The sequence below is a fragment of the Streptomyces sp. R35 genome (assembly GCF_041053035.1).
Classification (GTDB): domain Bacteria; phylum Actinomycetota; class Actinomycetes; order Streptomycetales; family Streptomycetaceae; genus Streptomyces; species Streptomyces lutosisoli.
In genome coordinates this window covers 7,859,937-7,886,091 of sequence record NZ_CP163440.1, presented here as the reverse complement: position 1 = coordinate 7,886,091, position 26,155 = coordinate 7,859,937, and the positions used below count along the sequence as shown (strand labels likewise).

At 70.0% G+C, this 26,155-nt stretch carries 24 protein-coding genes, 1 pseudogene and 1 riboswitch; of the genes and pseudogenes, 9 read left to right on the top strand and 16 right to left on the bottom strand.

Annotated features, from left to right (window positions below):
* Positions 1-48 precede the first annotated feature (48 nt).
* A complete protein-coding gene (locus AB5J50_RS35795) occupies positions 49-2,034 on the bottom strand; it encodes a glycoside hydrolase family 127 protein (RefSeq protein WP_369262629.1) in 1,986 nt (661 codons plus the stop codon).
* A gap of 262 nt (positions 2,035-2,296) precedes the next feature.
* Between AB5J50_RS35795 and AB5J50_RS35790 the strand changes: the two genes are divergently transcribed.
* Positions 2,297-3,316 (top strand): LacI family DNA-binding transcriptional regulator, encoded by a 1,020-nt coding sequence (locus AB5J50_RS35790; protein WP_369262627.1) that lies wholly within the window; start codon positions 2,297-2,299, stop codon positions 3,314-3,316.
* Between the two features lie 66 nt (positions 3,317-3,382).
* Here the strand turns inward: AB5J50_RS35790 and araD are convergent.
* The 5 genes and pseudogenes from araD to AB5J50_RS35765 all read right to left on the bottom strand — a co-directional run.
* Positions 3,383-3,481 (bottom strand): annotated as a pseudogene (gene araD / locus AB5J50_RS35785) (L-ribulose-5-phosphate 4-epimerase); the annotation flags it as partial.
* 36 nt (positions 3,482-3,517) lie between these two features.
* Positions 3,518-3,814, bottom strand: a complete 297-nt coding sequence (locus AB5J50_RS35780) for a hypothetical protein (RefSeq protein WP_369262625.1) — start codon at positions 3,812-3,814, stop codon at positions 3,518-3,520.
* Positions 3,815-3,918: 104 nt separating this feature from the next.
* Positions 3,919-5,109 (bottom strand): PotD/PotF family extracellular solute-binding protein, encoded by a 1,191-nt coding sequence (locus AB5J50_RS35775; protein ID WP_369262624.1) that lies wholly within the window; start codon positions 5,107-5,109, stop codon positions 3,919-3,921.
* 102 nt (positions 5,110-5,211) lie between these two features.
* Positions 5,212-5,649 (bottom strand): ATP-binding protein, encoded by a 438-nt coding sequence (locus AB5J50_RS35770; RefSeq protein ID WP_369262622.1) that lies wholly within the window; start codon positions 5,647-5,649, stop codon positions 5,212-5,214.
* A 117-nt stretch (positions 5,650-5,766) separates the two neighbouring features.
* On the bottom strand, positions 5,767-7,206 hold the full coding sequence (locus AB5J50_RS35765; RefSeq protein WP_369262621.1) for a gamma-aminobutyraldehyde dehydrogenase: 1,440 nt from the start codon (positions 7,204-7,206) through the stop codon (positions 5,767-5,769).
* A gap of 189 nt (positions 7,207-7,395) precedes the next feature.
* On the opposite strand from AB5J50_RS35765, the gene AB5J50_RS35760 reads away from it, so the two are divergent.
* The 7 genes from AB5J50_RS35760 (at position 7,396) to AB5J50_RS35730 (ending at position 14,363) form a co-directional block, all read left to right on the top strand.
* Positions 7,396-7,911, top strand: a complete 516-nt coding sequence (locus tag AB5J50_RS35760) for an Lrp/AsnC family transcriptional regulator (RefSeq protein WP_327432057.1) — start codon at positions 7,396-7,398, stop codon at positions 7,909-7,911.
* Entirely contained in the window at positions 7,896-9,278 is a 1,383-nt protein-coding gene (locus AB5J50_RS35755; RefSeq protein ID WP_369262620.1) for an aspartate aminotransferase family protein, read from the top strand. The genes AB5J50_RS35760 and AB5J50_RS35755 overlap by 16 nt, the downstream gene beginning before the upstream one ends.
* 197 nt (positions 9,279-9,475) lie before the next feature.
* Positions 9,476-10,213: an ATP-binding cassette domain-containing protein gene (locus AB5J50_RS35750; RefSeq protein WP_327432055.1), complete on the top strand. Its 738-nt coding sequence runs from the start codon at positions 9,476-9,478 to the stop codon at positions 10,211-10,213.
* On the top strand, positions 10,195-11,775 hold the full coding sequence (locus AB5J50_RS35745; protein ID WP_369262618.1) for a hypothetical protein: 1,581 nt from the start codon (positions 10,195-10,197) through the stop codon (positions 11,773-11,775). The genes AB5J50_RS35750 and AB5J50_RS35745 overlap by 19 nt, the downstream gene beginning before the upstream one ends.
* Positions 11,776-11,904: 129 nt before the next feature.
* The gene (locus AB5J50_RS35740) at positions 11,905-12,312 is read left to right on the top strand and encodes a VOC family protein (RefSeq protein ID WP_369262616.1); all 408 of its coding nucleotides are present in this window, start codon (positions 11,905-11,907) and stop codon (positions 12,310-12,312) included.
* Positions 12,313-12,400: 88 nt separating this feature from the next.
* A complete protein-coding gene (locus AB5J50_RS35735; RefSeq protein ID WP_369262615.1) occupies positions 12,401-13,516 on the top strand; it encodes an LOG family protein in 1,116 nt (371 codons plus the stop codon).
* A 190-nt stretch (positions 13,517-13,706) separates the two neighbouring features.
* Positions 13,707-14,363: an LAETG motif-containing sortase-dependent surface protein gene (locus AB5J50_RS35730; RefSeq protein WP_327432051.1), complete on the top strand. Its 657-nt coding sequence runs from the start codon at positions 13,707-13,709 to the stop codon at positions 14,361-14,363.
* Between the two features lie 72 nt (positions 14,364-14,435).
* Here AB5J50_RS35730 and AB5J50_RS35725 read toward each other — a convergent pair whose 3' ends face one another.
* The 10 genes from AB5J50_RS35725 to rpsB all read right to left on the bottom strand — a co-directional run bounded on the left by AB5J50_RS35725 (position 14,436) and on the right by rpsB (position 25,189).
* Positions 14,436-15,236, bottom strand: coding sequence for a maleylpyruvate isomerase family mycothiol-dependent enzyme (locus AB5J50_RS35725; RefSeq protein WP_369262613.1), 801 nt, complete (start codon positions 15,234-15,236; stop codon positions 14,436-14,438).
* A 10-nt stretch (positions 15,237-15,246) separates the two neighbouring features.
* Positions 15,247-16,281 carry an ABC transporter ATP-binding protein gene (locus AB5J50_RS35720; RefSeq protein WP_369262612.1) on the bottom strand — a complete coding sequence of 345 codons (1,035 nt, stop codon included), beginning with the start codon at positions 16,279-16,281 and terminating at the stop codon, positions 15,247-15,249.
* Entirely contained in the window at positions 16,282-17,964 is a 1,683-nt protein-coding gene (locus AB5J50_RS35715; protein WP_369262611.1) for an ABC transporter permease, read from the bottom strand.
* Positions 17,940-19,016 carry a thiamine ABC transporter substrate binding subunit gene (locus AB5J50_RS35710; protein ID WP_369262609.1) on the bottom strand — a complete coding sequence of 359 codons (1,077 nt, stop codon included), beginning with the start codon at positions 19,014-19,016 and terminating at the stop codon, positions 17,940-17,942. The genes AB5J50_RS35715 and AB5J50_RS35710 overlap by 25 nt, the downstream gene beginning before the upstream one ends.
* 78 nt (positions 19,017-19,094) lie before the next feature.
* Positions 19,095-19,213: riboswitch (TPP riboswitch) on the bottom strand.
* Positions 19,214-19,237: 24 nt separating this feature from the next.
* Complete coding sequence (rlmN, locus tag AB5J50_RS35705) at positions 19,238-20,368, bottom strand: 23S rRNA (adenine(2503)-C(2))-methyltransferase RlmN (protein ID WP_327432046.1); 1,131 nt, start codon at positions 20,366-20,368, stop codon at positions 19,238-19,240.
* A gap of 153 nt (positions 20,369-20,521) precedes the next feature.
* Positions 20,522-21,661: a phosphatidate cytidylyltransferase gene (locus AB5J50_RS35700; RefSeq protein ID WP_369262607.1), complete on the bottom strand. Its 1,140-nt coding sequence runs from the start codon at positions 21,659-21,661 to the stop codon at positions 20,522-20,524.
* The gene (frr, locus tag AB5J50_RS35695) at positions 21,661-22,218 is read right to left on the bottom strand and encodes a ribosome recycling factor (protein WP_327432044.1); all 558 of its coding nucleotides are present in this window, start codon (positions 22,216-22,218) and stop codon (positions 21,661-21,663) included. The genes AB5J50_RS35700 and frr overlap by 1 nt, the downstream gene beginning before the upstream one ends.
* A gap of 171 nt (positions 22,219-22,389) precedes the next feature.
* Positions 22,390-23,160 carry a UMP kinase gene (gene pyrH / locus AB5J50_RS35690; RefSeq protein WP_369262605.1) on the bottom strand — a complete coding sequence of 257 codons (771 nt, stop codon included), beginning with the start codon at positions 23,158-23,160 and terminating at the stop codon, positions 22,390-22,392.
* Positions 23,161-23,342: 182 nt separating this feature from the next.
* Positions 23,343-24,179, bottom strand: a complete 837-nt coding sequence (gene tsf / locus AB5J50_RS35685) for a translation elongation factor Ts (protein WP_330307586.1) — start codon at positions 24,177-24,179, stop codon at positions 23,343-23,345.
* A 95-nt stretch (positions 24,180-24,274) separates the two neighbouring features.
* Positions 24,275-25,189 (bottom strand): 30S ribosomal protein S2, encoded by a 915-nt coding sequence (gene rpsB, locus AB5J50_RS35680; protein WP_369262603.1) that lies wholly within the window; start codon positions 25,187-25,189, stop codon positions 24,275-24,277.
* A gap of 270 nt (positions 25,190-25,459) precedes the next feature.
* Between rpsB and AB5J50_RS35675 the strand changes: the two genes are divergently transcribed.
* Positions 25,460-26,086 (top strand): murein hydrolase activator EnvC, encoded by a 627-nt coding sequence (locus AB5J50_RS35675; RefSeq protein WP_369262601.1) that lies wholly within the window; start codon positions 25,460-25,462, stop codon positions 26,084-26,086.
* The last annotated feature ends 69 nt before the right edge of the window (positions 26,087-26,155 follow it).

Sequence of the window (26,155 nt, the reverse complement as noted above, 5' to 3'; positions counted from 1 at the left end):
TAGGAGAGAAGGGAGAGGAGAGGAGAGGGATGAGGGGGATGAGGGGGCTCAGGAAGTGGGAAGCCAGACGCGCATGCTGCCGTCCTGGCGGTTGGCCCACGCGTAGTAGGGGATCGCGGTCAGTTCGAGGGGCGCGTCAGCCGGTGGGGCGTCGGCGGTGCCGGCGGTCCGGTACGGCCACCAGCCCGCGTCGGCGATGTGCCGGCGGTGCCCTGCGGCCACGACGGTGGTGACGCCGCCGAGCAGGTCGGGGCGGTGCTTCACGGCGAGCGGGCGGGTGGTGTCGAGCACCATGTCGTCCAGGCCGCCGCCGGGGTGGTCGACTTCTTCCAGGCAGTACACGAGCGGTCCGCGCTCGATCGCCACACAGCCGCGTACGGCGTCCACGCGCGGATCCGCGGCGGTGAGACGGGGTTCCAGCGCGAGTTCGAGGACGACCCGGTCGCCGGGCATCCAGGTGCGCTCCAGCCGCAGCCAGCCGTCGCTGACGGGCGCGTCGGTCTGGTCGTACACCGTGTCCCCGGAGCGGATCCGGTACGCGCCGCACCACTGCGGGATGCGCAGCGAGAGAGTCCAGGGCCGGTCGGCCGGGGTCTCCTCGACCGTGAGGGCGATCGTGCCGTGCCAGGGGTAGTCGGTCTCGGCGCTCACCACGACCGGGGTCCCGCCGAGATCGCCGGTGTAGCGCCCGGTGACGTACTGGTGGATCTGCAGGCCGCCGGTGTCGCTCGAGGCGAGGTAGTGCTCCAGGGAGGCCAGCAGCCGCATCGCGTTCGGCGGGCAGCAGGCGCAGCGGAACCAGCGGGTGCGGCGAGCGGACTGGTCGCCGCCGGGGTCGGTGTGGCCGTCGCGGACCTGGAGCGGGTTGACGTAAAGCCAGCGCTCGCCGTCCAGCGACACCCCTGCCAGGAAGCCGTTGAACAGGGTGCGCTCGATCAGGTCGGAGTAGCGGGCCCCGCCGGTGAGCAGGGCCATGCGCCAGCTCCACTGGATCGAGGCGATGGCGGCGCAGGTCTCGCAGTAGGCGCGCTCGTTCGGCAGCTCGTACGGATCGCCGAAGTCCTCCTCGTCGTGGTGGGCGCCGAGGCCTCCGGTGATGTGGGTCTTGGTGGTGGTCATCGCCGCCCACAGTCGCTCTGCGGTCGCACGGAGTTCGGCCTCGCCGGTCTCGGTCGCCAGGTCGGTGGCAGCGGCCAGCAGGTACAGCTGGCGTACGGCGTGGCCCTCGACGTTGGTCGCCTCGCGCAGCGGTACGCGGTCCTGGCAGTACGCCTCACCGCCCAGCAGGCCGTGGCCGAAGCGGTCGACGAAGTAGCCGGCGAGGTCCAGGTAGCGGCGCTCACCGGTCTCCCGGTACAGCTCGACCAGGGCGGTCTCGACCTCGGGGTGGCCGTCGACGCCGTCGATGGGCTTGCCGCTTCCGGGCAGGCCGAAGACCGAGTCGATGTGGTCGGCGAACTTCACGGCCACGTCGAGGAGTTCGCCGCGTCCGGTGGCCCGGTGGTGGGCGACGGCGGCCTGGATGAGATGGCCCGCGCAGTACAGCTCGTGGCCCCAGCGCAGGTCCCGGTAGCGCTCGCCGCCCTTGAGCAGCTGGAACCAGGTGTTGAGGTATCCGTCGGGCTGCTGTGCGCCGGCGACGAGGGAGACGATGCGCTCCACGTCGGCCGCGAGCGGACTGTCCCCCTCAGGCGCCTGCTGGGCGAGTTGCCAGGACGCGGCCTCCAGCCATTTGTAGACGTCCGAGTCCACGAACGGGTACGCGCCCTGGAACTCACCCTCGGCCGTCCCCGCCGCCACCCCCAGGTTCCGCAGATTCCCCGCCGACTCCAGCAACCCGGGGCCCTGCGGGATCGAGGTACGCGCGTTCACCTCACGGCGGGTTTCCCAGAAACCGCCACGCACCTCGACGGTGGCAGGGGCGAGCTCGGCCTTGGCACCCGGGCCCTGACGGACCGGGCCCATGGGGGTGCCTCCCTGCTCGGACGAGGCCGAGGACGTGGAAGAGGGCACGACGGAACGTGGGCGGGGCATGGCTCTCCGGAGAGTTAGAGGGGAAAGCGGATCGAGGGTCCGGCGCATCTGGAGGGCGCGGCGTCCCAGGATTCGGACAGGCGGTGCTTCGCCTCTCGGACCCGCTTGAGCAAACGTTTTTCTGTTTGGAAACGTAGAAAGACGCAGAGCGTGAGTCAAGGGGTGCGCACGAGTATTTTGGGGGCCGCCGTCAGGGCTGGCCAGCAGTCGCGAACGGTGTCAGGATGTATGTCGCCGATGTCATCCAGGAAAAGGATTGCGCGTGACCGCCGTTCCAGGTTCTCCCCCGACCGGGCGGGCAAAGCTCGCCGACGTTGCCAAGCTGGCCGGCGTCAGTGTCGGGACGGCCTCGAAAGCGCTGAACGGCAGCGGCAGGATGCGGCCCGAGACACGGCAGCGGGTCCTGACCGCCGTGGAGGCGCTCGACTTCCGCCCCAACCAGCACGCGCAGAGCCTGCACACCGGCCGCAGCTGGACCGTCGGGCTGATGACGACCGACGGCATCGGCCGCTTCAGCACTCCCGTCCTGCTCGGCGCCGAGGACGCGCTCGGCGCCGGGAAGATCTCTGTCCTGCTGTGCGACACCCGCGGTGACGCCATCCGCGAACAGCACCACCTGAGCAACCTCATGGACCGACGGGTGGACGGCATCATCGTGACCGGCCGGCGCACCGACCCACGGCCGCCCCTGAAGGGGATTGAACCGATCCCGACGGTCTACGCGCTCTCGCCGTCCACGGACCCGGACGACATCTCCGTGGTCTCCGACGACCGAAGCGGAGCACAGTTGGCCATCGAGCACCTGCTGGCGACCGGCCGCACCCGGATCGCACACGTCACCGGCCCGGCCCACCACGCCGCCGCCCGCGACCGCGCCCGCCACACCGTCGAGTTGCTCGAACGCTCCTCGCTGGAACTCGCCACCGGCCGGGTCCACTTCGGCGAGTGGAGCGAGGCGTGGGGCCGCCGCGCCGCCGAAGCGGTCCTGCGGACCGCGCCCGACACGGATGCCTTCTTCTGCGGCAACGACCAGATCGCCAGGGGCGTCGCCGACGCGCTGCGCGAGAAGGGGCTGGACGTCCCCGGCAGCGTGGCGATCGTGGGCTACGACAACTGGGACATCATGGCCCTGGCCTGCCGCCCGCCCCTCACCACGATCGACACGGATCTCTCCGAGATCGGCCGTCAGGCCGCCCTGCGACTGCTGGACGCCATCGGCTCCGAGCCGGAGCCGGGCCTGCACACCGTTCCGTGCCGCCTCGTCGTCCGCGAATCGACCTGAGCCGGTTTCCGGTGGCCTGAGCCGGATGGATGCGCTGTTTCCGCAGCCGGACCGACCGCCCGGTCACGCGAGGTACAGACAGCGGTGGGTCTCGGTGCCGGTGGAGGGACACAGGTCTCCGTCGACGACGGCACCGTCGGCCAGGCGCACGGTCACCAGGTCGTCAATCCTGACGGGAAACCCTTTGCTCACCCCGGCCGCTCAGCCTTCGAAGCAGATGTGGACGCGAGGGGCGCCGCCCGGGTCCGGGATCAAGGGCTTGCCGTCCTCCCAGCGGCCCTCGGCGACGGTCTCACCGGTCTGCGGATCGACGACCCGGTACGCGTGCGGGACGGGGGCGACATGGGGGTGCAGCCACATGGAGCCGCCGTGTTCGCGGCAGGCGATGTACAGACGGGCCGGATCGTTCGTCAGGCCGCGGTGGGCCAGGCCGAGTTCCCGGTTCGGGCCCATGTCGGTGGTCGGCAGGCCGTCCAGGATCCGGCCGACGAGACCCACGTACCGGGAGCCGTCGAAGTCCAGCGCCTCGCGTCAGCCGCAGCCCGGGGCGAGCACGGCCGCCGGAGATGCGGTCGTGTGCGCACACCGTCGGCAGAAGCCCCCTAAAGCCCAGCGATCGCGTTCCACCGCTTGGCGAACTCCGTACGCTCGCCGGACGTGATGTCACGCGCGATCGCCAGCCGCTTGCGCATCCCGGCGTCGGGGAAGATCAGCGGGTCCTCGGCGAGGGCGGCGGTGTCCTTGTCCTTGGAGGAGGCGAGGATGTCCTGGGCGGCGGGGACGGGGCAGACGTAGTTGACCCAGGCGGCGAGCTCGGCGGCGACCTCGGGCTCGTAGTAGTAGTCGATGAGCTTCTCCGCGTTGGCCTTGTGGCGGGCCAGGTTGGGGATCATCAGCGACTCGGCCCACAGTTCGGCGCCCTCCTCGGGGACGACGAAGTGGATGTCGGGGTTGTCGGCCTGGAGCTGGATCACGTCACCGGAGTACGCCTGACAGGCCAGGACGTCGCCACTGGAGAGGTCCTTGATGTAGTCGTTGCCCGTGAAGCGGCGGATCTGGCCGCTGTGCACGTGCTGCTCGACCTGGTCGCAGATCTTGTGGAAGTCGTCCGCGGTCCACTTGGTGACGTCGACGCCGTTGCCCTGCATGAGCAGCGCGAACGCCTCGTCCAGGCCGGAGAGCAGGGTGACCCGGCCCTTGAGGTCGTCGGCCCACAGGTCGGAGACGTGCTTGATCTCGCGGCCGACCTTGCGGCGGTTGTACGCGATGCCGGTGATCCCCGACTGCCACGGCACGCTGGACTTGCGGCCGGGGTCGAAGGCGGGTGAGCGGAGCAGCGGGTCGAGGTACTTGGTGACGTTCGGCTGCTTGGCGCGGTCCATCTCCTGGACCCAGCCGAGGCGCACGAAGCGTGCGCACATCCAGTCGCTGATGACGATCAGATCGCGGCCCGTCTGCTGATGGTTCATCAGGGACGGGCTGATCTTGCCGAAGAACTCGTCGTTGTCGTTGATCTCCTCGACGTAGTCGACGGAGATCCCGGTGCGCTTCTCGAAGGCCTCCAGCGTGGGCCGCTTCGAGGGGTCGTTGTCGTCGGTGTCGATGTACAACGGCCAGTTCGCCCACGTCAGCCGCTTGTCGCCGGCGGAGAGGTCGGCCCCGGCCCGGTCGCCGGGGGACACATACGCGGCGGGCACCCCGCATCCCGCCAGGGCGCCGAGCGCGGCACCACCGCCGAGGGCGTGCAGCAGGGACCGGCGGGACATGGACGAGGTCTTCCGATTCACTGGCACGCGGGCAGCATCCCGCGCCCCGCCCTGGACGGACAATGGACGCTGCGTCGAGCGGTGGCCGCACGACCCGACACCCTGTCGATCAGTTGGCCGAAGGGCTGGTCAGGTCGTACGGGGCGCCCTGGCGGCCGGTGCGTCCCGGTCGGCCCGCGTCCCTGTCGCCGGCAGGGTGACCGTCACGCTCAGTCCTCCTTCGGGGCGTGGCCGGGCCGCGACCGAACCGCCGTGCGCGGCGGCGACCGCTGCGACGATGGACAGGCCCAGGCCCAGACCGTCGCGCCCCCGCCCCCGGACGCGTTCGGCGCCCAGGCGGCGGAACGGCTGGAAGAGCCCGGCCACCTGATCGGACGGGATGACGCGACCGCTGTTGGCGATCCGCAGGACGGGCCGCCCTCGGTCCGTCCCGGTCCACAGACTGACCCAACTCCCCTCCCTCTCACGGTGGTTGTGCCGCACGGCGCTGTCCGCGAGGTTGACCACCAGCCGCTCGATCAGCTGTGGATCCCCGAGCACGGGCGCGGAGTTGAGCTCGGCGTCCACGCGCGGTCCGCCGTCGAAGGGATGACCGTCGAGAACGTCTGAACCACCGCGGAGGGGGAACACCGCGGCCCCGGACGGGATCAACTCCCGTCCGGGGCCGCGCGGTTCATGCGGTGATCAGCTGTCCAGGGACGTCATCACGTGCTTGATGCGCGTGTAGTCCTCGAAGCCGTACGCCGACAGGTCCTTGCCGTAGCCGGACTTCTTGAAGCCGCCGTGCGGCATCTCGGCGACCAGCGGGATGTGGGTGTTGATCCACACGCAGCCGAAGTCGAGGGACTTCGACAGGCGCATCGCGCGGCCGTGGTCCTTCGTCCAGACCGAGGAGGCGAGGGCGTAGTCGACGCCGTTGGCCCACTCGATGGCCTGGGCCTCGTCCGAGAAGGACTGGACGGTGATGACCGGGCCGAAGACCTCGTTCTGGATGATCTCGTCGTCCTGCTTGAGGCCCGAGACGACGGTCGGGGCGTAGAAGTAGCCCTTCTCGCCGACCTGGTGGCCACCGGACTCGACCTTCGCGTGGGCGGGCAGCCGCTCGATGAAGCCGGCGACCTGCTTGAGCTGGTTCGGGTTGTTGAGGGGCCCGTACAGGACGTCCTCGTCGTCCGGCTGGCCCGTCTTCGTCTCGGCGGCGGCCTTGGCCAGCGCGGCGACGAACTCGTCGTGGATGGACTCCTGGACGAGGACGCGGGTGGCGGCCGTGCAGTCCTGGCCGGCGTTGAAGAAGCCCGCGACCGAGATGTCCTCGACGGCCTTGGCGATGTCGGTGTCCTCGAAGACGACGACCGGCGCCTTGCCGCCCAGCTCCAGGTGGACGCGCTTGACGTCCTTGGACGCCGACTCGGCGACCGAGATGCCCGCGCGGACGGAGCCGGTGATGGAGGCCATCGCCGGGGTCGGGTGCTCGACCATCAGACGGCCGGTGTCGCGGTCGCCGGTGATGACGTTGAAGACGCCCTTGGGGAGGATGCCGCCGATGATGTCGGCGATCAGGACGGTGGAGGCCGGGGTGGTGTCCGACGGCTTCAGGACGACCGTGTTGCCCGCGGCGAGCGCCGGGGCGAACTTCCATACGGCCATCATCATCGGGTAGTTCCACGGCGCGACCTGGGCACAGACGCCGATCGGCTCGCGGCGGATGATCGAGGTCATGCCCTCCATGTACTCGCCGGCCGAGCGGCCCTCGAGCATGCGGGCGGCGCCCGCGAAGAAGCGGATCTGGTCCACCATCGGCGGGATTTCCTCGGACCGGGTCAGCCCGATCGGCTTGCCGGTGTTCTCCACCTCGGCCGCGATGAGCTCCTCGGCCCGCTCCTCGAACGCGTCCGCGATCTTCAGCAGGGCCTTCTGGCGCTCGGACGGGGTCTGGTCGCGCCAGGCCGGGAAGGCCTCGGCGGCGGCCGCCATCGCGGCGTCGACGTCCGCCTGTCCGGAGAGCGGCGCGGTCGCGTACGCCTCGCCGGTCGCGGGGTTGACCACCTCCGTGGTCCGTCCATCGGCGGCATCGCGGAACTCTCCGTCGATGTAATTGCGCAGACGACGCAGCTCGGTGCTCACTGCCCGGCCCTCCTGTCGGATGTCCAACGAATCAGGTGTCCACTACCTGAGATGCCTGAGGGTCCCACCCTAATCCGTGCCTCCACGTTTTCAACACCCCTGGTCGCCCCAGAACTGCGAAATCCGCAAGACACGTACCCGTAAACAACGAATTTCATCGCTACGGCCTTGCGGAACTGTCGAGACGTCGTGCACAGTGAGCTCGTGGCCAGTCGAAGCGCAGACCCCAGGGACTCCCGCGAGTCCAGGAACGGCAGTCCCCAGCTGGACGCCGTCTCCCTCGCCATCATCGAGCAGCTCCAGCAGGACGGGCGCCGCCCGTACGCCGCTATTGGCAAGGCCGTCGGCCTTTCCGAGGCTGCCGTGCGCCAGCGCGTCCAGAAGCTGCTCGATCAGGGCGTGATGCAGATCGTCGCCGTCACGGACCCGCTCACCGTGGGATTCCGCAGGCAGGCGATGGTAGGCATCAATGTCGAGGGCGACCTCGACCCGGTGGCCGAAGCACTGACTGCCATGTCGGAAGTCGAGTACGTGGTGATGACCGCGGGCTCGTTCGACCTCCTCGTAGAAGTCGTCTGCGAGGACGACGACCACCTGCTGGACGTCATCAACAAACGCATCCGGGCTCTGCCCGGCGTGCGCTCCACCGAGAGCTTCGTCTACCTGAAGCTCAAGAAGCAGACCTACATGTGGGGAACCCGATAGCCGTGAGCACCAAGGACCTCAGCAAGACCGCGTACGACCACCTGTGGATGCACTTCACCCGCATGTCCTCGTACGAGAACGCGCCCGTTCCCACCATCGTCCGTGGTGAGGGCACCTACATCTACGACGACAAGGGCAAGCGCTACCTCGACGGTCTTGCGGGCCTGTTCGTGGTCCAGGCCGGCCACGGCCGCGTGGAGCTGGCCGAGACCGCCTTCAAGCAGGCGCAGGAGCTGGCCTTCTTCCCGATCTGGTCCTACGCCCACCCCAAGGCCGTCGAGCTCGCCGAGCGCCTCGCGCACTATGCGCCGGGCGACCTGAACAAGGTGTTCTACTCCACGGGCGGCGGCGAGGCCGTCGAGACCGCGTGGAAGCTGGCGAAGCAGTACCACAAGCTCACCGGCAACCACACGAAGTACAAGGTCATCTCGCGCGCGGTCGCCTACCACGGCACCCCGCAGGGCGCCCTGTCCATCACCGGCCTGCCGGGTCTGAAGGCCCCCTTCGAGCCGCTCGTCCCGGGCGCGCACAAGGTTCCGAACACCAACATCTACCGCGCCCCGATCCACGGCGACGACCCCGAGGCCTTCGGCCGCTGGGCCGCCGACCAGATCGAGCAGGAGATCCTCTTCGAGGGCCCCGAGACCGTCGCTGCCGTGTTCCTGGAGCCGGTGCAGAACGCCGGTGGCTGCTTCCCGCCGCCGCCCGGCTACTTCCAGCGCGTGCGCGAGATCTGCGACCAGTACAACGTGCTGCTCGTCTCCGACGAGGTCATCTGCGCCTTCGGCCGCCTCGGCACGATGTTCGCCTGTGACAAGTTCGACTACATCCCGGACATCATCACCTGCGCCAAGGGCATGACCTCGGGCTACTCCCCGATCGGTGCCACCATCGTCTCGGACCGCATCGCCGAGCCGTTCTACAAGGGCGACAACACCTTCCTGCACGGCTACACCTTCGGCGGGCACCCGGTCTCCGCGGCCGTGGCGCTCACCAACCTCGACATCTTCGAGCGCGAGGGCCTCAACCAGCACGTGCTGGACAACGAGGCGAACTTCCTGCAGACCCTGCAGAAGCTGCACGACCTGCCGATCGTCGGCGACGTCCGCGGCAACGGCTTCTTCTACGGCATCGAGCTGGTGAAGGACAAGGCCACCAAGGAGACCTTCACGGACGAGGAGTCGGAGCGCGTGCTCTACGGCTTCGTCTCCAAGAAGCTCTTCGAGTACGGCCTCTACTGCCGCGCCGACGACCGCGGTGACCCGGTCATCCAGCTGTCGCCGCCGCTGATCTCCGACCAGTCGACCTTCGACGAGATCGAGGGGATCATCCGTCAGGTGCTGACGGAGGCGTGGACGAAGCTGTAAACGCCGCGCAACTGATCAACTGATCAACATCGGCCCCGGTGCCGTCCGTTCGAGTGAGAAACGGCGGCCCGGGGCCGCGTGCTGTCCGGCCTCCCGCCGCCGAATACCTAGCGTGCCCAGTGACCGATCGGCCCTGCCTTCGTTCCCCCGTCTGGGGGACTTGGCTCGGTGAATCAGATCTGAACGAGGTGTACGCGATGGTGGCCCCGCCGGACAACGACGTGCTCTGGGCACGCGCCCTGCACGTCAAGCACAACGGCTCGCCCGCGCTCAGCGGTGTCTCGCTCGGCATCCGCGAGGGCGAGATCCTGGCCGTCGGCGGCCCGCGCGGCAGCGGCAAGACGACTCTCCTGCGGTGCCTGTCGGGCCAGCTGCTGCCCCAGCAGGGCGAGGTCTGGTTCAACAGCGCGCCCGTGCACACCATGGGCCCGCTCACCCGCGAACGGCTGCGCCGTGACCGGTTCGGCTGGATCGACCCGGCCCCGGTGCTGCTCCCCGAGCTGAACGCCTGGGAGAACGCGGCGCTGCCGCTGATGCTGCGCGGCTGCGGACGCCGGACCGCCAAGACCACCGCCCTGGAGTGGCTGGAGCGCCTCGACATCGGCGGCTGCGCCCGTAAGCGCCCGCACGCCCTGCTCCAGGCCGAGCGGCAGCGCGTCGCCATCGCCCGCGCGCTGGTCCCCGCCCCCACCGTGCTCTTCGCCGACGAGCCCACCGCCCCGCTGCACCGCGCCGACCGCGCCCATGTGCTGCGTACGCTCACCACGGCGGCCCGCTCGCACGGCATCACGGTCGTCCTCGCCACGCACGACGCGGACACCGCGGCGCTCGCCGACCGCACGGTGTCGCTGCTCGACGGACGGCGCGTGAACACCGTCCACCTGCCCCCGGTCGCCGAGGCGGAAGGCCGGGCCGCGTGCTCGCTCTCCGTCTAGCGCGCGGGGCGCAGCCCCTCGTCCAGGTCCGCCGGCTCCTGGTCGCCGCCGCCTCGGCGGGCACCGGGTTCCTGCTGCTGTGCACGCTGGGGTACGCGATCGCGCATCCGGACGCCTCGGCCGCCAGCGTCCTGCGCCTCGCCTGGTGCGTCGTCCCGCTCGCCGCCACGGTGTACTTCGCGGTCGCGGTCGCCCGCACCGACCCCGGCACCCGCCCCCGCCCCGGCCTCTCCGCCATCGGCCTCGGCCCGGGCCGCCTGATGGCCGTCGCCGCCGTCACCACGGCCCTGTCCACCACGCTGGGCTCCCTGCTCGCCCTGCTCTTCTTCCTCCATCTGCGCGGCGACCTGACGGGTATGCCCTTCGACGGCGCGGCGGCGGAGTTCCTCGCCGCGGACGAGCCCCTCCCGCTGCCCGCGGCCCTCACCCTGCTGACCCTGGTGCCGGTCGCGGCCTCGGTGGCGGCGGCGCTCGTCCTGCGCCCGCACGGCGGAAAGCCACAGGGAGGAACACGGTCGTACGGCCGTACGTGGATCGCGGCGCGGCAGAGCGTGCTGGGCAACGCGGCGGGACGCGGTACCCGGCGGGGCGGGCGGCACGCGGGTGGCAGTCGTGGAAGGTCCACGGTGGTCGACACGGCTGCCACGGCCGGTACGGCGGGTGCGGCTGAGGGGATCGAGGACGCGGGTCCCCCCACCGGGCACGGCCTCCCCGTGTCCCAGGAGGACACGGCGGCCCACGACCGCCCCGACTTCCACTGGACGGCGGAGGAGTACGCCTCCGAGGACGCCAACCGAGGCGTGCGCGAGCGCTCCGGCGCCCGCGCCGACGCGGCCGATCACGATCACTCCGGTCTCCCGGCCCCGTACGACGGATCCGCGTCGCTCCACGAGTCCGCTCACTCCGGCGAACCCACCCCCGAGCTGGACCCCCGCCGGCTCCCGCCCCCCGAGTCCACCCCGGGCGGCCTCCCCTGGGGCGCGGCCTCGCTCGCCGCGGGCCTCGCCGTGGAGACGTACGCGAGCCGTTCGGCCGCGGCGGCCCCCGGGCTCGAACTGCCCGGCGGTTTCGTGGGCGGTCCGGCCGGGGTGCTGGTCGGCTGGGTGCTGACGGCGGTCGGCCTGGCGCTGGCGGGGCCGGCGATCACGTATCTGTGCGGGCAGCTGTTGCAGGCCGTACGGCCGGGTGCGCTGCGGCTGCTCGCCGGGCGGGTGCTGCAGGCGGAGTCGCGGCGCATCGGGCAGCCGCTGGGCGTGGTGTGCGCGGTGGCGTCGGGCGGGTACGCCATGGCGACGCTGTACACGGGCGCCCGCCCCGACTTCGGCCCGCTGACCACCCTCGGCGCCCTGCTGGTCGCCGGGTGCACGCTGCTGACCCTGGCGACCGCCGCCGTCGAGGCGAAGCAGGCGCGCGCGGACACCACGGCGGCGCTGCTGCGGCTCGGCGCGCCCAGCGCGTTGCTCCGCGGCGCCGCGGCCCTGCGCGTCGGCGCGCTGCTCTCCCTGTTCGCCCCGCTGACCTGGGCGGTCGCCGAGCTGGCCGCGCTCCCCCTGGGCCGCTGATCCTCCGACGAATCGATCCGCTGAACCCCGTACGAGAGAGATACGGAAAAGGTCCGCGCCGAGCGATGAGTTCGGCACCGGCCCCCGGTCTATCCCTCCGAACGGCACATCACCGACGGGAGACCCTTCATGTACCAGCAGATGATCTTCGTGAACCTGCCCGTGACCGACGTCGACACCTCGAAGAAGTTCTTCACGGAGCTCGGCTACTCGATCAACCCGCAGTTCACGACGGACGACTGTGCCTGCGTGGTGATCAGCGACACGATCATCGCGATGATGCTGAGCAAGCAGCGCTACGCGGACTTCACGAAGAAGCAGATCGCGGACTCGACGAAGACCAGCGAGGTGCTGCTGTGTCTGAGCGCGGAGAGCCGCGAGAAGGTCGACGAGCTGGTCGACGGCGCGCTCGCGGCGGGCGGCACGGCGACCGGCGAGACGCAGGACCACGGCTTCATGTACGGCCGCGCCTTCGACGACCCGGACGGCCACACCTGGGAGGTCATGTGGATGGACCCGGCGGCTGTCCAGGGCTGATCCCCCGCGTGGCAACGGCCGAGGCAGCCAGGCGCGCGGTACAGGGGTCCGCGCGCCGGCCTCGGGGCGGCGCGCCTAGCATGGCCGGGTGCAGCCGACACCCCTTCACGCCTCCCGTGACCGTGAGATCGAGTCCCTCGCCGAGTTCGACGAGGTCGTCTCGGCGGGCGGCTCGCTCGTCCAATACCGTGTCCAGGCAGTCGATCTGACGGACCGTACGGCGGTGCTGCTGTCGGTGGACACCGCGGGCGCCGTCTTCCTCGGCTGCTCGATGGCCCCCGAGGCGGCGGCGAAGGTCAGGGCCGCGGGCGCGCTGGTCTTCCCGCCCGTGCCCGGGCTGCCCTTCGACCCGTACCGGGGGCTGCTCTACTCCCCCGCCGAGCTCTTCGACTCGCTCGACACCGACTATGCGGCGACGCCGGACGCCCGCGCGTACGCCTGGTTCCAGCAGACCAAGGCCGACGGGGACGTCTTCGCGTCGATGCTGCGCGCGATCCACGACGACTCCGTCTCGGACGCGCTCGACGAACTCCTCGTCGACGCGCGGGTGGTGGGCGTGATGGGCGGCCACGCGATGGCGCGCGGCACCGAGGCGTACAAGGGCGCGGCGCGCCTCGGCCGTGAGCTGGCACGCGCCGGTTTCACGGTCGCCACCGGCGGCGGTCCGGGCGCGATGGAGGCGGCGAACCTCGGCGCGTACGCGGCCCCCTTCGACGACGGGATGCTCACCGAGGCGCTGCAACTCCTCGCCAAGGCACCGTCGTTCGCCCCCTCGGTGACGGACTGGGCGCGCGCCGCCTTCGACGTACGGGAGCGCTGGCCCGCCGGCGGCCCCTCGGTCGGCATCCCCACCTGGTTCTACGGGCACGAGCCGCCGAACGCCTTCGCCGGACACATAGCAAAGTACTTCGCCAACGCGACCCGCGAGGACGGCCTGCTGGCCCGCTCGAACGCGGGTGTCGTCTTCCTGCCGGGCGCCGCCGGGACCGTACAGGAGATATTCGACAACGCGACCCCGAACTACTACGAGTCCCGGGGCGAACCCACCCCCATGGTCCTGGTGAACCGGGCGCATTGGACCGAAAAACACCCCACCTGGCCGCTCCTCCAGTCGCTGGCCCGGGAGCGCTCGATGGAGTCCCGAATCGCCCTCGTCGACCGGATCGAGGACGCCCCGGAAGCGCTCAAACGCCTCGGTGGTTAATGGGCAGGCAAAGGCAACGGCCGGGCAGGGCATATGCATTGACAGCCCTTAGGCGGCGCTTATAAACCTGTGAGACTCCTGGGGGCGCTGTTGACGCAGCAGTTGTCACGGCAGGGCCCCCACTCACCCCCCGCAGTTGCGCAATCTGTGAAGGGCAATCGTGTCCATATCTCGCCGTACCGCACGTTCTGTGCGAATCCTCGGTGTTGCCTCCGCCTCGGCCGCGCTCGCGCTCGGCGTCGCCGGCAACGCACTTGCTTGCAACATCCGTGACTTCTCGGCCGTCGCCTCCTGCGACGACAGCGGGAAGGGCATCATCACCGTGACCGACACCGACGCCTCGGGCAAGGAGGCCACCGTCTCGGTCTACCTGGAGTCGAACGGCGCCGACGAGAGGCTGGTCGGCACCCAGACGGTCACGGGCACCAAGGAGGGCGCCACCGTCACGTTCTCGGAGGACTGGGCCCCCAAGGCCGAGTACCGCGTCCACATCAAGGCCGGCGACATCGTCGACAAGGACATCTCGCCGAACACGACCGCGCCGTCCGAGGCCTGCAAGTCCACGGAGACGCCGTCGCCTTCGGAGACCCCGAAGCCTTCGGAGACGCCTTCCCCGTCGGAGACGCCTTCGGGCTCGGCGACCCCGTCGGCCTCCGAGAGCACCACCGCTCCCGCGACGACGGGCGACAACTCCCCGTCCCCCGCGGCTGGTGACTCCAACCTCGCGGAGACCGGTGCGAACTCCAACACCCCGATGATCGCCGGTATCGCCGGCGCGCTCGTCGTGGTCGGTGGCGGAGCGGTGTTCTTCGGCATGCGCCGCCGTGGCGCGTCGAAGTCCAGCTGACGCACACCCGTACGAAACGTGTGGCCCGTCCCCGAAGATGTGGGGGCGGGCCACACGCCTGTGCGGCCGCGCCTACCCGAAGGTCGCGCGCTCCAGCCAGAAGTCCAGCAGCTCCCGCTCCCCCAGCACCTCCAACCGCCCGCCGTCCAGCGGCAGTCGGCGATAGAAGCCCAGCAGTACGTCCGTGAGCGGGCCGCGCAGCGCGACGGTCGCCTTCTCGTGGCCGCGGCGCCAGGTGACGCCCTCCTCAGCCAGCTCGACGACCCACTCGGCATTCAGCCCGGGGCCGGTGTCGGTGGCGTGCAGATGGATGCTGCGGCCCGGCCCGCGCAGCTCCGCCGCAGCGTCGTGCGGCTGCGTCCGCTGCACGTACTCCACGATCCCCAGCCACTCGTCGATCGCGTCCGCGGCCACCTCGGGGTCGACTTCGTAAGGCAGCCCGGCGGCCAGCGTCGCGTCGGCGCGGTGGATCGCCAGCTCGTGCGTCATCCGGCGTGCCCAGAACCCGGAGGTGAGCTCCCCGGCCCACGCCCACACCTTCGTGTCGGGCCCCGCCTCCCGCAGCGCGGCGACGACCATCTCGCCGGTCTCGGCGAGCCAGGCGTCCAGGGCCACGGAGTCGCCCTCGGCCTTCGGTCCCTCGCCTAGGTGAACCCCCTTGTCGGGAACCACTTCCTGCGCCCGCGTACGGACGATGAACTCGACCCAGCGCAGCGCCCCGCCCGTGTGCCGTACGAGCTGCTCCAGCGACCAGTCGGGGCAGGTCGGCACGGTGGCCGACAGATCCGCGCCGTCGGCGGTCACCACATCCCTCAACTGCCGCACCTGAAGCTCGATCGCGTCGCAGTAGCGGTCATGTCCGAGAAGCGTCATGATCCGCACCTTATGCGGCCGGGGGCTCCCCGAGTACGACAATTTCGGCTGCGTCGAACTCCACGCCGACCACGTCACCGGGCTCCGGCGCGTCCCGCAGCGCGCACGCCGCTTCGAGCCGGGGCGCGCCCTCCGGTTGCAGATGTACGGCGACATGGGTGCCCCTGAACGTGCGTGCGGCGACGGTGCAGCGCAGCCCGTCCGACGCGTCCACGAGCCGTACGCCGGCGGGCCGCACGAGGAGGGTGACCGGCCCCTGGGGGGCGTCCTCCGGCACCGGGACCTTCCCCCACGGGGTGCCCGCGGCCTCCCCGCTCACCGTCGCGTCGACCACGTTGTCGAAGCCGAGGAAGCGGGCCACGAACTCGTCCACGGGATGCTGCCAGACCTCAAGTGGCGTACCCGACTGGGCGATCCGTCCGTCACGCATCACCACGACCCGGTCGGCGAGCGCGAAGGCCTCGCCCTGGTCGTGCGTGACGGCGAGCACGGTCGTTCCCAACTCGCCGAAGAGTTCCCGGAGTTCGACGACCAGCCGTTCGCGCAGCGAGCGGTCCAGCTGGCCGAGCGGTTCGTCGAGCATCAGCAGGCGGGGGCGGGGCGCGAGGGCACGGGCGAGCGCGACGCGCTGCTGCTCGCCGCCGGAGAGGGAGGCGACAGCGCGCCCATGAGCCCCCGGAAGCCCGACGAGGTCCAGCAACTCCCGCACCCGCGCGACCTGTTGGCCCTTCGACTCCCCGCGCGTCCGCAGCCCGAAGGCCACATTGCCGCCCACGTCCCGCTGCGGGAAGAGCTGGTGGTCCTGGAACATCAGACCGACGCCCCGCTTGTGCGCGGGCACCCCCGTCTGGTCGCGTCCGTCCAGTACCACGCGGCCCGCGTCGAGCGACTGCAATCCGGCCACCGCCCGCAGCAGCGTGGACTTGCCGCTGCCGCTGGGCCCGAGCACACAGACGATCTCGTGCTCGGCGACATCGAGGTCGACGGCGTCGAGCACTGGCCGCCCGCCGAAGCGTACGGTCGCGCCTTCGAGGCTCAGCAGCATCTAGAACTCCCCGGTCCGGTCGGTCCGTACGCGCTCCAACAGCAGCAGCGCCACCGCGCACACCACCATCAAGATCGTCGAAAGGGCCATCGCCTGGCCGTAGTTGAGGTCACCGGCACGCCCGAGCAGCCGGGCCACGGCGACCGGCAGCGTCGGGTTGTCGGGCCGCGCGATGAAGACGGTCGCCCCGAACTCGCCGAGCGACACAGCGAAAGCGAACCCGGCCGCGACCAGCAGCGCCCGCCGCACCATCGGCAGATCGACCTCGCGCCACACCCGCCACGGCGACGCCCCGAGCACGGCCGCCGCCTCGCGCAGCCGCCCGTCCACCGCCCGCAGCACGGGCAGCATCGTCCGTACGACGAAGGGGGCGCCCACCAGCGCCTGGGCGAGCGGCACCAGGATCCAGGAGGACCGCAGATCCAGTGGCGGCTCGTCGAGCGCGATCAGGAACCCGAAGCCGACGGTCACCGCGGAGACGCCCAGCGGCAGCATCAGCAGCGCGTCGAAGCCTCGTACGAGACGGCCTGTGTTCCGGCGAGTGAGGGCCGCGGCCGCCAGACCGCCGATCAGTACGGCGATGGCGGTGGCGGCGAGCGCGTACTCCAGGGAGTTGCCGATCGCCTCGATCGGCGCGACGAGGAAGATGCCGCCGTCTTCGGAGGTCAGGGCCTTGTAGTACGCGAACCCATAGCCATCGGGGGTGTCGAAGGACCGCTGGACGAGCACACCGAGCGGCAGCACGAGCAGTACGGCGATGGACGCCAGGACTCCGGCGAGCAGCGCCCACTGCCCGGCCCCGCGCGGCCGGCGGGCGGTTGTCTCCGGGGCGACCAGGCGCAGGGCGGTCTCCCGGCGGCGTACGGTCCGGGCGTGCACGGCGAGGATCGCGCCCACCGCCACGAACTGGATGATCGTCAGCACCGCCGCCGTCGCGAGGTCGAAGATCTCCGAAGTCTGCCGGTAGATCTCGACTTCGAGGGTGGAGAAGGTGGGGCCGCCGAGGATCTGCACCACGCCGAAAGAGGTGAAGGTGAAGAGGAAGACCATGAGCGCGGCGGCGGCCACGGCCGGGCTCAGGGCCGGCAGCGTCACCTTGCGCCAGGCCGCGAAGCGGGAGAGGCCGAGCATCCGCGCGGCCTCCTCCTGGCGTGGGTCGAGTTGCGACCAGAGCCCGCCGACCGTCCGTACGACGACCGCGTAGTTGAAGAAGACGTGCGCGATCAGGATCGCCCACACGGTGGTGTCCAGCCGTACGCCCCACAGCTGGTCCAGCATCCCGCCCCGGCCGACCAGCGCCAGGAACGCCGTACCGACGACGACCGTGGGCAGCACGAAGGGCACCGTCACCACGGCCCGCAGGACTTGCTTGCCCCTGAAATCGAAGCGCGCGAAGACATACGCGCCGGGGAGCGCGATCAGCAGCGTGAGCGCCGTCGAGGCGAGCGCCTGCCAGGTGGTGAACCACAGGACATGCCGGATGCCGGACTGCGCGAGCACGTCACCGATCCGCCCGAGCTGCCAGGCCCCGTCGACCTTGAGGCCACGCGCGACGATCGCGGCGACGGGATAGGCGAAGAAGACGGCGAAGAACGCGACGGGCAGGGCCATGAGGCCCAGCCGCGTCGCGCTCCCGCGCTTCTTCGGCGCCGCCTTGGCTACTTCAGTACGAGCGAGGTCCACGACTTGACCCACTGGTCACGGTTGGCGGCGATCTTGGCGGGGGCCAGGGTCTCCGGGTCCTTGGCCTGCGGGCCGAACTCCGTGAACTCGGCGGGCACCGTGGCGCCCTTGACCACCGGGTACACGAACATGTTCAGCGGCATGTCCTCCTGGAACTCCTTGGTGGCCAGGAAGTCGATGAACGCCTTACCGCCCTTGGTGTTCTTGGCGTTGCTGAGCAGCCCCGCGTACTCGACCTGACGGAAGCAGGTGCCGGTCGCGACACCGGTGGGCGCGGTGGCCGGCTTCGGGTCGGCGTAGATGACCTCGGCGGGCGGCGAGGAGGCGTACGAGACGACGAGCGGCCGGTCGGCCTTGGCCTTCTTGCCGCCGGCGGACCCGGAGAACTCGTCGTTGTAGGCCTGCTCCCAGCCGTCGACGACCTTCACGCCGTTGGCCTTGAGCTTCTTCCAGTAGCCCTGCCATCCGTCGTCCCCGTACTTGGCGGCGGTGCCGAGCAGGAAGCCGAGGCCCGGCGAGGACGTGGACGCGTTCTCGGTGACGAGCAGGTTCTTGTACTCGGGCTTGATCAGGTCGTCGAAGGACTGCGGCGGCGTCAGCTTGTGCTCGCTGAAGTAGGCCTTGTCGTAGTTGACGCAGATGTCGCCGGAGTCGATGGGCGTGACGCGGTGCTTGTCCTGGTCGACCCGGTACTCCGGGAGGATCTGGTCCGAGCCCTTGGCCTCGTACGACTGGAACAGCCCGTTGTCGAGCGCCCGCGACAGCAGGGTGTTGTCGACGCCGAAGAAGACGTCGCCCTGGGGGTTGTCCTTGGTGAGGATCGCCTTGTTGACGGCCTGTCCGGCGTCGCCGTCCTTGAGGACCTTGACCGTGTAGCCGGACTGCTTCTCGAAGTCCTTGAGGACGCTCTTGGACACGGCCCACGAGTCGTGGCTGACGAGCGTGACGGTCTTCGAGTCCGCCGAACCGCTGCTGTCGGACGACCCGCACGCGGAGAGCGTGACGAGGCCCAGGCCGACGACGACGGCCGTGAACGTCTTGGTGGTGCTCACTGAATTCCTCCTGGCTGACCAGGAAGAGACGCGGCCCTGCCCGGGAACCTCTGACAGTTCCCGGGCAGGGCGCAACAGCTCGAGTAATGACCGAACTTCCTACCCAGAATGACCTGGGCAAGGTTCTGAGGGTCTGCGGCCCACCGGTGTCCCGGCTGCCGCACTCTCAGCGCTGTGGCGCTCCCCTGTCGGAATATGAAGATGTACCTACGGGGGTCAGACTACCGCTCGGTGGCCGCGAGCTGACCGCACGCCCCGTCGATCTCCTGGCCCCGGGTGTCCCGGACGGTCACCGGCACCCCGTGGGCCGCGATCGCCTCGACGAACGCCTTCTCGTCCTCGGGCCGCGAGGCGGTCCACTTCGAACCCGGGGTCGGGTTCAGCGGGATGAGGTTGACGTGCACGGGCTTGCCCTTGAGGAGCCGGCCGAGCCGGTCACCGCGCCACGCCTGGTCGTTGATGTCCCGGATGAGGGCGTACTCGATGGAGAGCCGGCGCCCCGACTTCGCGGCGTACTCCCAGCCGGCGTCGAGCACCTCGCGCACCTTCCACCGTGTGTTCACGGGGACGAGGGTGTCGCGCAGTTCGTCGTCCGGCGCGTGCAGCGAGATGGCGAGGCGGCACTTGAAGCCCTCGTCGGAGAACCGGTGGATGGCGGGGACCAGCCCGACCGTCGACACGGTGATCCCGCGCTGCGAGAGCCCGAGTCCGTCGGGCTCGGGGTCGGTGAGCGCGCGGATGGCGCCCACGACCCGCTTGTAGTTGGCGAGCGGCTCGCCCATGCCCATGAAGACGATGTTGCTCAGCCGCGCCGGACCACCCGGGATCTCGCCGTCCCTGAGGGCCCGCATTCCGTCCACGATCTGGTGCACGATCTCGCCCGTGGAGAGGTTCCGGTCGAGGCCTGCCTGCCCGGTCGCGCAGAACGGGCAGTTCATGCCGCACCCGGCCTGCGAGCTGATGCACATGGTCACCCGGTCCGGGTACCGCATCAGCACGGACTCGACGAGCGTGCCGTCGAAGAGCCGCCACAGGGTCTTGCGGGTGGTTTCCTGGTCGGTCGACAGATGCCGTACGACCGTCATCAGCTCCGGAAGCAGCGCCTCCTGGAGCTTGCCGCGCGAGGCGGCCGGGATGTCCGTCCACTCCGCGGGGTCGTGCGCGAGCCGCGCGAAGTAGTGCTGGGACAGCTGCTTGGCGCGAAACGGCTTCTCACCGATCGCGGCGACGGCCTCTTTGCGCTCGGCGGGCGTGAGGTCGGCGAGGTGCCGCGGCGGCTTCTTGGCTCCGCGGGGTGCGACGAAGGTGAGCTCGCCGGGGACTGGACGTGCCACGATCGGGCATCTCCTCATGACTACAGAGGCCTGGCACCCCGCGCGGGCGGGGACAACGGCAGGGCCATACCCAAGCCAGGAGACCTCACTGGACCACCCCCGCGGTGGCGGGGACGTACGAAAGGGCCCGCAGTCTGACGCCGCGAGCCCTTCCAGAGTACCTGCTGTCCGTCAACCCGAGCCGACGAAGATCACCAGCAGCAGCCACACCACCGGAGCCGTGGGCAGCAGCGAGTCCAGCCGGTCCATGATGCCGCCATGCCCTGGCAGCAGCGTGCCCATGTCCTTGATGCCCAGATCCCGCTTGATCATGGACTCGCCAAGATCGCCGAGCGTGGCGCTGGCCGCGACCGCGAGGCCGAGGATCAGACCCTGCCACCAGGCGCCGTCCTCGATCAGGAACTGCATGCACAGCGCACCCGCCGCCATCGCGAAGCTGACCGCTCCGAACAGACCCTCGCGGGTCTTGCCGGGGCTGATGCGCGGCGCCAGCTTGTGCTTGCCGAAGCGCCAGCCGATCGCGTACGCGCCCGTGTCGCTGACGACCGTCAGGAGCAGGAACGTCAGGACGCGGCGCGGACCGTCGTCGGCGGTGAGCATCATGGCGACGAAGGTGGCCAGGAACGGCACGTAGAAGGCCGCGAAGACCCCCGCCGTGACGTCCTTGAGGTAGCCCTCCGGCGACTCCGTCATCCGCCAGACCAGGACGGCCAGCGCGGTGAGAGCCATCGCGACCCACGCGCCCTCGGCACCCCGGACGTATCCGGCGACGACCATGGCCGCCCCGCCGAGCGCCAGCGGCACGAGGGGCGCCTTGATGCCCTTGCGCTCCTCCAGCCGTGAAGTGAGCTCCCACAGCCCCACCACCACGGCGACCGCTATGACTCCGACGAAGACGGCCTTGACGATGAACAACGACGCGACGATCACCGCACCGAGCCCGACGCCCACTCCTATGGCCGCGCCCAGGTCGCGTCCCGCACTCTTCTTCTGAGGTGCGGGGGCGGGCTGGGGGGTGGCGCTGGGCATGGGCTCCTGCGGGCTCTGCGGAAGGTGCGACGGATCCCCGTAGGGCGCCGCTGGTGGTGGGTTGTCGCGGAACAGGGGGCCGCTCAGCCGAGCGGCCCCCCGGTCGTCATCCTGGTCCCCGCCGTGTGCGGGTACGTCGGGCACGATGGGCATGGGGCGAGTCTGCTGCGCGTCATGCGCATCGTACGTGGGACCCGCCGGGGCTGCCCCCTGGACAGGCCCCTGCTCGGACGGCCCCCAGTACCCGGCTTGTGGCGGCGCCCCCCAGGAAGAGTCGTTCATCAGACCTCGAGCAGCTCCGCTTCCTTGTGCTTCAGGAGCTCGTCCACCTGGGCGGCGTACTTCGCCGTGGTGTCGTCGAGTTCCTTCTCCGCACGGCGGCCCTCGTCCTCACCGACCTCGCCGTCCTTGATCAGCTTGTCGATGGTCTCCTTCGCCTTGCGGCGGACGGAGCGGATCGAGATCTTGGCGTCCTCACCCTTCGTCTTGGCGACCTTGATGAACTCCTTGCGGCGCTCCTGGGTCAGCTCCGGGAACACCACCCGGATGATGTTGCCGTCGTTGCTCGGGTTGACGCCCAGGTCGGAGTCGCGGATCGCCTGCTCGATGTTGCGCATCGCGCTCTTGTCGAACGGGGTCACCACGGCCATGCGCGGCTCCGGCACCGAGAACGAGGCCAGCTGGTTGATCGGCGTCAGTGCGCCGTAGTAGTCGGCCACGATCTTGTTGAACATCGCCGGGTGCGCACGGCCGGTGCGGATCGCGGCGAAGTCCTCCTTGGCGACCACGACGGCCTTCTCCATCTTCTCCTCGGCCTCGAGGAGGGTCTCTTCGATCACCACTTGCTCCTGCGTGTCTTGAGTAGGCCCGGCAGCTGTTTCCTCGTCGGGGTCGGCGGCCGGCTGCGTCGCGTCTTATTCCTGCACGGTTCCGGACCGGCAGGACATTGTCCATCCCCCGGTCAGGGTCCGTCCTCGGCGGGGGTTCGTCCCCGCTCCGGGCGGTCCCCGTCAGGCCCGGCCGCTCTGGTCGCCCACGAGTGTGCCGATCTTCTCACCCTTGACGGCCCGTGCGATATTGCCCTCCGCCAGGAGCTCGAAGACCAGGATCGGCAGCTTGTTGTCCCGGCACAGCGTGATGGCCGTCATGTCGGCGACCTTGAGGTCCCGGGTGATGACCTCGCCGTAGCTGAGCCCGTCGAACTTGACGGCCTCGGGGTTGGTCTTCGGGTCGGAGTCGTAGACGCCGTCCACGCCGTTCTTGCCCATCAGCAGGGCCTCGGCGTCGATCTCCAGAGCGCGCTGGGCGGCGGTGGTGTCGGTGGAGAAGTACGGCATGCCCATACCGGCGCCGAAGATGACCACACGGCCCTTCTCCAGGTGGCGCACGGCGCGCAGCGGGATGTACGGCTCGGCGACCTGGCCCATGGTGATGGCGGTCTGGACACGGCTGTCGATGCCCTCCTTCTCCAGGAAATCCTGGAGGGCGAGGCAGTTCATGACCGTGCCGAGCATGCCCATGTAGTCGGAACGGGCCCGGTCCATACCGCGCTGCTGGAGCTCGGCGCCGCGGAAGAAGTTGCCGCCGCCGATGACGACCGCGATCTGGGCACCGCCGCGCACGACGGCCGCGATCTCGCGGGCGATCTTGTGCACCACATCGGGGTCGACGCCCAGTCCGCCGCCGCCGGCGAACGCCTCGCCGGAAAGCTTCAGCAGAAAGCGTCCGGAGCCTTTGCCGTCGTCGGTCTTCTCGCCCTGGTCGGCCTGGGTGGTGGTCATGGAGATCTCCTCATGGTGCACATACGAAGAAGGCCATTGCCGGTGGGGTGTTGGCTCCCATGCTCGGCAATGGCCTCCTCGTCAGATCTGCTGTCGTCCGGCACACGCGCGTGCGTGCTGCCGGCGTACGCGGACGACTGCTGTCGACCCTATAGGGGTCGCGCGTCGATCGCGGTACGGACTCAGATGCCGACCTTGATGCGCGTGAAGCGCTTCAGGGTGACACCGGCCTCGTCCAGGACCTTCTGAACGGACTTCTTGTTGTCGAGCGCGTACGGCTGGCCCAGGAGGGTGGCCTCCTTGAAGAAGCCGTTGACGCGACCCTCGACGATCTTCGGGAGGGCGGCCTCGGGCTTGCCTTCGGCGCGGGTGGTCTCCTCGGCGACGCGGCGCTCGGTCTCGACGACCTCGGCCGGAACGTCCTCACGGGAGAGGTACTTCGGCGCGAAGGCGGCGATGTGCTGCGCGATGCCCTTGGCGAGGTCGGCGTCGGCCTTGTCCAGCTCGACCAGAACACCGATCTGCGGGGGCAGGTCGGGCATGGTGCGGTGCATGTACGAGGTGACGTACGCGCCGGAGAACTGGGCGAAGCGGTCCAGGACGATCTTCTCGCCCAGGTTGGCGTTGGCCTCGTCGACGAACGCCTGAACCGTCTTGCCGGCCTCGATCTCGGAGCCGAGCAGGGCGTCCAGGTCGGCCGGGGAGGTCGCGGCGACGTGCTGCGCGATCTGGTTGGCGACGGCCTGGAACTTCTCGCCCTTGGCGACGAAGTCCGTCTCGCACTTCAGCTCGACCAGGACACCGGAGGTGTTGTCGTCAGCGATGATGGAAACCACAGCGCCGTTCTCGGCGGAGCGGCCCTCGCGCTTGGCGACGCCCTTCTGGCCCTTGATGCGCAGCGCCTCGACGGCCTTGTCGACGTTGCCGTCGGCCTCGTCCAGCGCCTTCTTGCAGTCCATCATGCCGGCGCCGGTGAGCTCACGGAGCTTCTTGACGTCGGCGGCGGTGTAGTTCGCCATGATTCCTGGAATCTCTCTCGAAGTCTGAAGATCTACGGGCCGAACGGCGGGGGCTTTGTGGGCCCCCGCCGTCCGTAACCCGAAGGGGTGAGGGGTCAGGCCTGCTCGGCGTCCGCGGCCGGAGCCTCGGCGACGGGGGCCTCGACAGCGGCGGCCTCGGCGGCCGGAGCCTCGGCCTGCTCGGCGTCGGCGACCTTCTCCGTCTCGGCGGAGGTCTGGACCTCGGCCTCGTCGGCCTTCTTCTCGCCCTCGAGCAGGTCGCGCTCCCACGCGGCGAGCGGCTCGCCCGCGGCCTTGTCACCCTCGGCCTTGCCGGCGCCGGAGCGGGCGATGAGGCCCTCGGCGACGGCGTCGGCGATCACGCGGGTGAGCAGGGTGACGGAGCGGATCGCGTCGTCGTTGCCCGGGATCTTGTAGTCGACCTCGTCGGGGTCACAGTTGGTGTCGAGGATGGCGACGACCGGGATGTTGAGCTTCCGGGCCTCGCCGACCGCGATGTGCTCCTTCTTGGTGTCCACGATCCAGACGGCGCTGGGCACCTTCTGCATCTCGCGGATACCACCGAGGGTCTTCTCCAGCTTGGCCTTCTCGCGCGAGAGCACGAGAAGCTCCTTCTTGGTGAGACCCGAAGCGGCGACGTCCTCGAAGTCGATCTGCTCGAGCTCCTTGAGGCGCTGCAGACGCTTGTAGACGGTCGAGAAGTTGGTGAGCATGCCGCCCAGCCAGCGCTGGTTGACGTAGGGCATGCCGACGCGGGTCGCCTGCTCGGCGATGGCCTCCTGCGCCTGCTTCTTCGTGCCGACGAACATGACCGTGCCGCCGTGGGCGACGGTCTCCTTGACGAACTCGTAGGCGCGGTCGATGTACGACAGCGACTGGAGCAGGTCGATGATGTAGATGCCGTTGCGCTCGGTGAAGATGAAGCGCTTCATCTTCGGGTTCCAGCGACGGGTCTGGTGACCGAAGTGGACGCCGCTTTCCAGCAGCTCCCGCATCGTGACGACGGCCATGGCCGTTCTCCTTGGTGTTCTCGGTTGTGCCGCGCGTGCCGGACGGCACTCGCGCCTGACGCCCGCGATGCGCCTTGCCACGAGGGACCGAGGGGCGCTGACACCGGTTTTTGATGACCGAATGTCGGGGCGTGCGAAGTCGACCCGGTGACCCGGATCGCCATGAGAAGTGTACGGGACCCGGGAGGTGCAGGGTGACGCCGCTGTCCACAACCAGCCGGTATTCCACAGATCCCGGCCATGATCCGACCGATGCGGGACGGTTCTCGCATGCGAGCGAAACGATGTGTGCGTACGTGGCTGGGGCTGCTGCTGGGAATGACCGTGACCGTCCTGGGGGCGCTGACCCCGTCGGCCCTGGCCCGCACGACCGCGACGGCGGCACCCGCCCCGCCGGGAACCGCGGAACCACCGGGCCCCGATCCGACGGTCCCGGCCGTCGCCCGCACCTGGCCGGTGGGTCTGCGCCCTTTGGTCGTACGAGGCTGGGAGCCTCCGGCGACGGCATACGGCCGCGGCCACCGTGGTGTGGACCTCGCGGCGGCCCCGGGCACCGCGGTACGGGCGGTCGCGCCGGGACGCGTGTCCTTCGCGGGCCGGGTCGCGGGGCGCGGGGTCGTCTCGGTGGAACTGTCGAGCACGGGGACGCCACCACTGCGGACGACGTACGGACCGGTGCGGGCGTCCGTGAAGAAGGGCGACGAGGTACTGACGGGCGAGATCCTGGGCACCGTGGAACCGGGCACCACCCACTGCCCGACGTCCTGCCTGCACTGGGGCCTGCTGAGAGGCAGAACCTACCTGGACCCACTGTCCCTGCTCCCACCGTGGCTGCTGCGCAGGGGCCCGTCCCGCTTGCTCCCGGTGACCGAGAGCCGGACGGCTGTGCACCCGTAGCTCCGGCTGCGGGCACAGTCGTCCTGGCTGCGGTCACGGCCATCCTGCCTGCGGTCACGGCCAGCCGTC